The 5,396-nt window shown below is 71.2% G+C and carries 7 protein-coding genes and 1 tRNA gene; 2 read left to right on the top strand and 6 right to left on the bottom strand.

Translation table 11 applies throughout. The features are described from left to right. Nucleotides 1–49: 49 nt before the first annotated feature. From STRTUCAR8_RS33670 to STRTUCAR8_RS33645, 6 genes are all read right to left on the bottom strand, one after another. Complete coding sequence (locus tag STRTUCAR8_RS33670; RefSeq protein WP_006380698.1) at nt 50–316, bottom strand: DUF4235 domain-containing protein; 267 nt, start codon at nt 314–316, stop codon at nt 50–52. Next, a complete protein-coding gene (locus STRTUCAR8_RS33665; protein ID WP_006380696.1) occupies nt 313–789 on the bottom strand; it encodes a DUF3618 domain-containing protein in 477 nt (158 codons plus the stop codon). Before STRTUCAR8_RS33665 ends, STRTUCAR8_RS33670 begins: the two co-directional genes overlap by 4 nt. Continuing rightward, on the bottom strand, nt 786–1,205 hold the full coding sequence (locus tag STRTUCAR8_RS33660) for a phage holin family protein (RefSeq protein WP_006380695.1): 420 nt from the start codon (nt 1,203–1,205) through the stop codon (nt 786–788). Before STRTUCAR8_RS33660 ends, STRTUCAR8_RS33665 begins: the two co-directional genes overlap by 4 nt. Before the next feature lie 180 nt (nt 1,206–1,385). Continuing rightward, nucleotides 1,386–2,531 carry a YihY/virulence factor BrkB family protein gene (locus STRTUCAR8_RS33655; RefSeq protein ID WP_044473356.1) on the bottom strand — a complete coding sequence of 382 codons (1,146 nt, stop codon included), beginning with the start codon at nt 2,529–2,531 and terminating at the stop codon, nt 1,386–1,388. Nucleotides 2,532–2,641: 110 nt separating this feature from the next. Then, nucleotides 2,642–3,310 (bottom strand): GTP cyclohydrolase II, encoded by a 669-nt coding sequence (locus STRTUCAR8_RS33650; protein WP_006380697.1) that lies wholly within the window; start codon nt 3,308–3,310, stop codon nt 2,642–2,644. A gap of 138 nt (nt 3,311–3,448) precedes the next feature. Beyond that, the gene (locus STRTUCAR8_RS33645) at nt 3,449–4,012 is read right to left on the bottom strand and encodes a MarR family winged helix-turn-helix transcriptional regulator (protein WP_006380692.1); all 564 of its coding nucleotides are present in this window, start codon (nt 4,010–4,012) and stop codon (nt 3,449–3,451) included. Nucleotides 4,013–4,093: 81 nt separating this feature from the next. Between STRTUCAR8_RS33645 and STRTUCAR8_RS33640 the strand changes: the two genes are divergently transcribed. After that, a complete protein-coding gene (locus STRTUCAR8_RS33640) occupies nt 4,094–5,233 on the top strand; it encodes a dihydrofolate reductase family protein (RefSeq protein ID WP_006380694.1) in 1,140 nt (379 codons plus the stop codon). 74 nt (nt 5,234–5,307) lie between these two features. After that, nucleotides 5,308–5,381 (top strand) — tRNA-Met (locus tag STRTUCAR8_RS33635). The last annotated feature ends 15 nt before the right edge of the window (nt 5,382–5,396 follow it).

The raw sequence follows: 5,396 nt of genomic DNA, 5'->3' as shown, positions 1-5,396 counted from the left end.
GGCCCAGTCGTCGTTCCGGAGGTACTGCCCGAATGCACGGGCCGGAGGTTCACCCCGGCCACGTACCCGTCATACGCCGGACGGCGGTGGCGCCGCCACGGTCGACGGCCGCCTTGACCCCGGCGAAGATCGCGCCCTGTACGACGGCTGCCGTGAGGATCTCCGGCCAGCTGCGGAACTCGTCCGTGGCGTCAGGGGCGTCGTCCTCGTGCGCGAGCCGCTTCCAGGCCTGCTTGAACACCGCGCCGGCCAGGAGCCCGCCCAGGGCGCCCAGGGCCATGCCGACCGGCTTGTAAGCGATCTTCGAGCCCTTCATCGGTGCCCCCGCGAGCGGCGCACCATGAGCAGCGCGACGACGGCGCCGGCGCCGGCGGCGGCGAGCAGCGGGGCGCGATTCGCACGCGCCGCACGCATGCCCTGGCCGGCCTTCTCCCATACCGGCTCGGGGGCCTTGTCCCGGGCCAGTTCAGCGACGTGCACGGCCTTGTCCCGGACCTGCTCGCCGGCCGCGGCGGCCTTCGCGCGCACGGGTTCGGGGGTCTTGTCCTGCACCACATGGGCCGCGTGCGTCGCCTTGTCCCGCAGCTGGGCCCCGACCTGGGCGGACTTCTCGGCGACCTGCTGCCTGACGGCCGTCGTCTTCTCCTGGGCGCGGGCCTTGACGTCGGCCTTCGCCGCGAGGGCCTCGACCGTCTCGCCGAGCTTCTCGCGTGTCGCCTCCACCCGCGTCCGCAGTTCCTCGGGAGACGGCGTTGCCTCAGCACCCGGCTGCGACTTGTCCTCGGTCATCGGTGTGCACTCTCCTTGATAGCGGCCACATCGGCCTTGACGCTGTCCACCGTCCGCTCGGGCGTCGGCGGGGATGCCTTGCTGAACTGCTTCTTGCCGAGCGCGGCCATCACCGCGGTCACGACGGCCAGGACGCCGGTGACGATCAGCGCCGCCGCCCACACGTCCATGGCGAGCGACAGCGCGGCGATCGCGGTGGCCGCCAGGGCCTGCAGGGTGAGCACACCCAGCACGCCGGCGCCGCCGAACAGGCCGCCGCCCTTGCCGAACCGCCTGCCCTTCTCGGTCATCTCCGCCTGCGCCAGCCGCATCTCGTCGCGGACCAGCTGTGACAACTGCTGCGAGGCACGCTGGACCAGGTCGCCCACCGGTTCCTGCGCTCCGTCGTCCGTTCGGTGGGAGCCCTGTGCTGTCATGGGTGCTCACCCGTCCTTCGTCGGCTTTCTTCGGCGTTCGTCGATGTGTGCGGCGGGCCCGGTCGGCGTTCGTTGACGCTCGTACGACTCTGCCCTGCGCGTTTGTCGGATCGGTCGGCTGTGCGAGTACCCACGCATCGCGGCGTCACCCCGCCGGAACGCGGGTCGGTGGCCGCCGCATCAGGACTCGAAGCGGCGGCGGTCCTCCTCGTCCCACTTCCGGGTGTCCCGAGGCTGTACGTAGGGCTCCTCGTCGGCCGGGTGACCACCCGCGACGGCCCGCTGACGGGCCAGTTCCGCGTCGCACTCCAGGCCCAGCAGGATCGCCAGATTCGTGATCCACAGCCACACCAGGAAGATGATCACGCCGGCGAAGGTGCCGTAGGTCTTGTTGTACGAGGCGAAGTTCGCCAGGTACACGGCGAACCCGGCGGAGGCGGCCATCCAGATCGCCAGCGCCAGGAAGCTGCCTGGCGTGATCCAGCGGAAGCCGCGGATCTTCGCGTTCGGTGTCGCCCAGTACAGGATCGCGATCATGATCGTGACCAGGATCACCAGCACCGGCCACTTCGCGATCGACCACACCGTGAGCGCCGTGTCGCCGATCCCCAGCGCGCCGCCCGCCTTCCGGGCGAGACCGCCGGTGAACACGACGATCACCGCGCTGACCACGGCCAGGACCATCAGGACCACCGTCACGGCGACACGGACGGGCAGCACCTTCCAGACCGGGCGGCCCTCGGGGACGTCGTAGACCGCGTTGGCGCTTCGGATGAACGCGGCGACATAGCCGGAGGCCGACCACACCGCGAGCACCAGGCCCACGATCGCCATGACCGAGCCGATCCCGGCGGTGCCCTGCATCTGCTGCACGGCGTTGCGCAGTACGTCCCGGACCGCGCCCGGGGCCAGGTCCTGGATGTTGTCCAGCACCCGCTGGGACGTGGACCGGCCCGTGATCCCGAGCAGCGAGATCAGCACCAGCATGGCGGGGAACAGCGCGAGGATCCCGTAGTAGGTCAGCGCCGCGGCCCGGTCGGTCAGCTCGTCCTTCCGGAACTCCTTCGCGGTGCCCTTGAGCACCGCCCACCAGGAGCTTCTGGGCAGGTCGGTCGGGGTGTCCGGCGCCCGGCGCTCGACCTGATCGTCCGGCCCGGCGTGGGGCGCGGGCGTCGCGGTGTCGGACGTACGGTCCGCGGTGACAGGACGGTCGGGCCGGTCAGGTCCGTCGCCCGTGCCGTACGCGCGGTGCCCGTCGTGATCGTCGTGTCGGCCGGGGTCGTCATGTTCGTCGTGGTGTTCGTGTCTTCTCAGTATTCGCGGCATCCCGCACGAGTAACCGGTCGGGCACCACTCCAACCGTTCCCGTGGACCGCGTCTGAGTGAGCCTGTTCAGCGGCCCGCCGCCATCGGCCGGCGGCCCTGTCGGACCGCGGTCAGCCCACGCTCAGCTCGGTGCGGCCGGTGTGCCCGCTCACGCCGCCCAACTCGCCCAGCGGCAGCGTGTGCTGGGTCTGCAGGACCTTCGCACGGAGGTAGCGGACGTTGTCCGGGGTGGTGAAAACGCCGGTCGGGACGCGGTCGTGGACCTTCATGCCCAGGTCCCGGAGCTGGTTGGCCTTGTCCGGGTTGTTGGAGAGAAGGTCGAGGGAGTCGATGCCGAGGGCCTGGAGCATCTGGGCCGCCGCCGTGTAGTCGCGGGCGTCCTCGGGGAGGCCCAGCGCGGCGTTCGCGGCGTAGGTGTCGAGACCCTGGTCCTGGAGGGCGTACGCGTCGAGCTTGTTGTAGAGGCCGATGCCCCGGCCCTCCTGGCGGAGGTAGAGCAGGACGCCGCCGCGCTCGGCGATGCGCTCGACGGCCTCGCGCAGCTGGGGGCCGCAGTCGCAGCGGGCCGAGCCGAAGACGTCACCCGTGAGGCACTCGGAGTGCAGCCGGACCAGCGGGGTCGTGCCGGGCTTCGGGTCGCCGAGGATGACCGCCACGTGCTCCTGGCCGTCGGTCAGGCCGTGGAAGGTGACCAGCTCGGTGTCGACGCTGTAGCCGTCGTTGAAGCGGAGCGGCACCCGGACGCGGGAGCGCTGGGTGGCGGGGGTGAGGTCGGGCATGCGGGGCTCCCGGGTCGGTCTGATCGATCCTCCGGACCTGCTCCTGCTCAGCTTTGCTTCAGATTTGAAGCAGATCCTCGTTCGAAGAGTGACCCTACCCCATGCTTCAAAGTTAAAGCAATGGGATTGCGGGAGCCCTCACGCGCCGGAGTCGCCGGAATCACGGGAGTCGTCCGCCTCGTTGTCGCCGCCGCACGAGGGCGACGACCTGCGCAGCCAGGGCAGGCCTTCCGGTGCCGCCTCCGTCCCGTCCCCCTGGAGCGCCCGCTCGATCCGCGTACCGATCTCCTCCAGCTGACCCACCTGCTCCGGGGTCAGATGGTCGAAGAGGGCGGCGCGGACCGTGGCGACATGCCCCGGGGCGGTGCGCTCCAGCACCGCCATGCCCTCCTCGGTGAGCGCTGCGACCGTCCCCCGCTTGTCCCACTTGCAGGCCTCGCGCCGTACGTGACCGTCCTTCTCCAGCCTGGCCACCGCGTACGTCAGCCGACTGCGCGTGATCTTCAGCTTCTCGGCGAGATCGGTCATGCGCAGCCGTCGCTCGGGTGTCTCGGAGAGATAGGCCAGGATCGTGTAATAGAGGTGCGGCATCCCGGCGTCCTGCTGGAGCTGCCGGTCGAGCGCGTCCTCCAGGAGCAGGGAGGCCCCGACGTACGCGCGCCACGCGCGCTGCTCCTCGGGGGTGAGCCAGCGGGTCGTCATGACACCAGTGTAGGTTTGTTTAAAACTTGAACCAAACTCGCCCGGTCAAGACGAGCTCGCCGGTCAAGAAGAGAGTGCCCCATGTCCCTCCCGCACGTCCTGTTGTCCGCCGCCGTCTCCCTCGACGGCTATCTGGACGACACCGGCCCCGAGCGGCTGCTGCTCTCCAGCCCCGCCGACTTCGACCGTGTCGACGAGGTACGGGCCTCCAGTGACGCCATCCTCATCGGCGCCGGCACCATCCGCGCCGACAACCCGCGTCTCCTGGTCAACTCGCCCGCGCGGCGGGCCGCGCGGCTGGCGGCCGGAAAGCCCGAGTATCCGCTGAAGGTGACCGTGAGCGGATCGGGGGAGCTGGACCCGGCCGCCAACTTCTGGCACACGGGCGGCGAGAAGGCCGTGTACACGACGGACGAGGGCGCCGAAGAGGCCCGCCGGACCGGCCTGGGCGCCGATGTCGACATCGTGGCCCTGGGCCCCGGCGCGCTCGACTGGCGAGCCCTGCTCGAACACCTGCATGACGTACGGGGTGTCCGGCGCCTCATGGTCGAGGGCGGCGGCACCGTTCACACCCAGCTCCTCCGGGAGGGCCTCGCCGACGAACTCCAGCTCGTCCTCGCGCCCCTCTTCGTCGGCGACCCCGGCGCCCCCCGCCTCTTCGGCCCCGGCGGCTACCAGGGCGGCCGGCTCCGGCTCACGGAGACGCGCCGTATCGAGGACGTCGTCCTCATGCGCTACGAGCCCACCGCCCCCGGCGCCGGCCCGCTCGCCTCCGCCGCCGACCGGCACTGGCTGGCACTGGCGTGCGAGCTGGCCCAGCTGTGTCCGCCGTCGCGCACGGCGTTCAGCGTGGGGGCGGTGGTGGTGGCCTCCGACGGTACGGAACTGGCGCGCGGGCACTCCCGGGAGGGCGGCGACCCGGTCGTGCACGCCGAGGAGTCGGCGCTCGCGAAGCTCGACCCGGCCGACCCCCGGCTCCGGACGGCCACCGTCTACAGCAGCCTGGAGCCCTGCGCCCGCCGCGCCTCACGCCCCGCCCCCTGCGCCCGGCTGATCCTCGACGCGGGCGTCCGCCGGGTGGTGACCGCCTGGCGCGAGCCGGACACCTTCGTGGTGGCGGCGGACGGGAACGGGCTGCTCTCCGGGGAGGGCGTCGAGGTCGTCGTACTCCCTGAGTTCGCGGAGCGTGCCAAGGCTCCCAACGCCCACCTGCCCGGCTGACGTGCCGCTTCGGCGGGCCCGGATCGAGGGTGGTGATCGCGGTCCCGCGAATGGCGTATAGTTGTGTTCAGCGGCGCGGGGTGGAGCAGCTCGGTAGCTCGCTGGGCTCATAACCCAGAGGTCGCAGGTTCAAATCCTGTCCCCGCTACTGAAGGCCTAGGGC

It is taken from the genome of Streptomyces turgidiscabies Car8 (genome assembly GCF_000331005.1).
GTDB classification, from domain to species: domain Bacteria; phylum Actinomycetota; class Actinomycetes; order Streptomycetales; family Streptomycetaceae; genus Streptomyces; species Streptomyces turgidiscabies.
Note: the sequence above shows the minus strand (reverse complement) of the source record. Positions and strands in the feature narration are given on the sequence as shown.

Coding starts and splice junctions, on each gene's coding strand:
- STRTUCAR8_RS33670 (WP_006380698.1), bottom strand. CDS start 316: ATGAAGGGCTCGAAGATCGCTTACAAGCCGGTCGGCATGGCCCTGGGC.
- STRTUCAR8_RS33665 (WP_006380696.1), bottom strand. CDS start 789: ATGACCGAGGACAAGTCGCAGCCGGGTGCTGAGGCAACGCCGTCTCCC.
- STRTUCAR8_RS33660 (WP_006380695.1), bottom strand. CDS start 1,205: ATGACAGCACAGGGCTCCCACCGAACGGACGACGGAGCGCAGGAACCG.
- STRTUCAR8_RS33655 (WP_044473356.1), bottom strand. CDS start 2,531: ATGCCGCGAATACTGAGAAGACACGAACACCACGACGAACATGACGAC.
- STRTUCAR8_RS33650 (WP_006380697.1), bottom strand. CDS start 3,310: ATGCCCGACCTCACCCCCGCCACCCAGCGCTCCCGCGTCCGGGTGCCG.
- STRTUCAR8_RS33645 (WP_006380692.1), bottom strand. CDS start 4,012: ATGACGACCCGCTGGCTCACCCCCGAGGAGCAGCGCGCGTGGCGCGCG.
- STRTUCAR8_RS33640 (WP_006380694.1), top strand. CDS start 4,094: ATGTCCCTCCCGCACGTCCTGTTGTCCGCCGCCGTCTCCCTCGACGGC.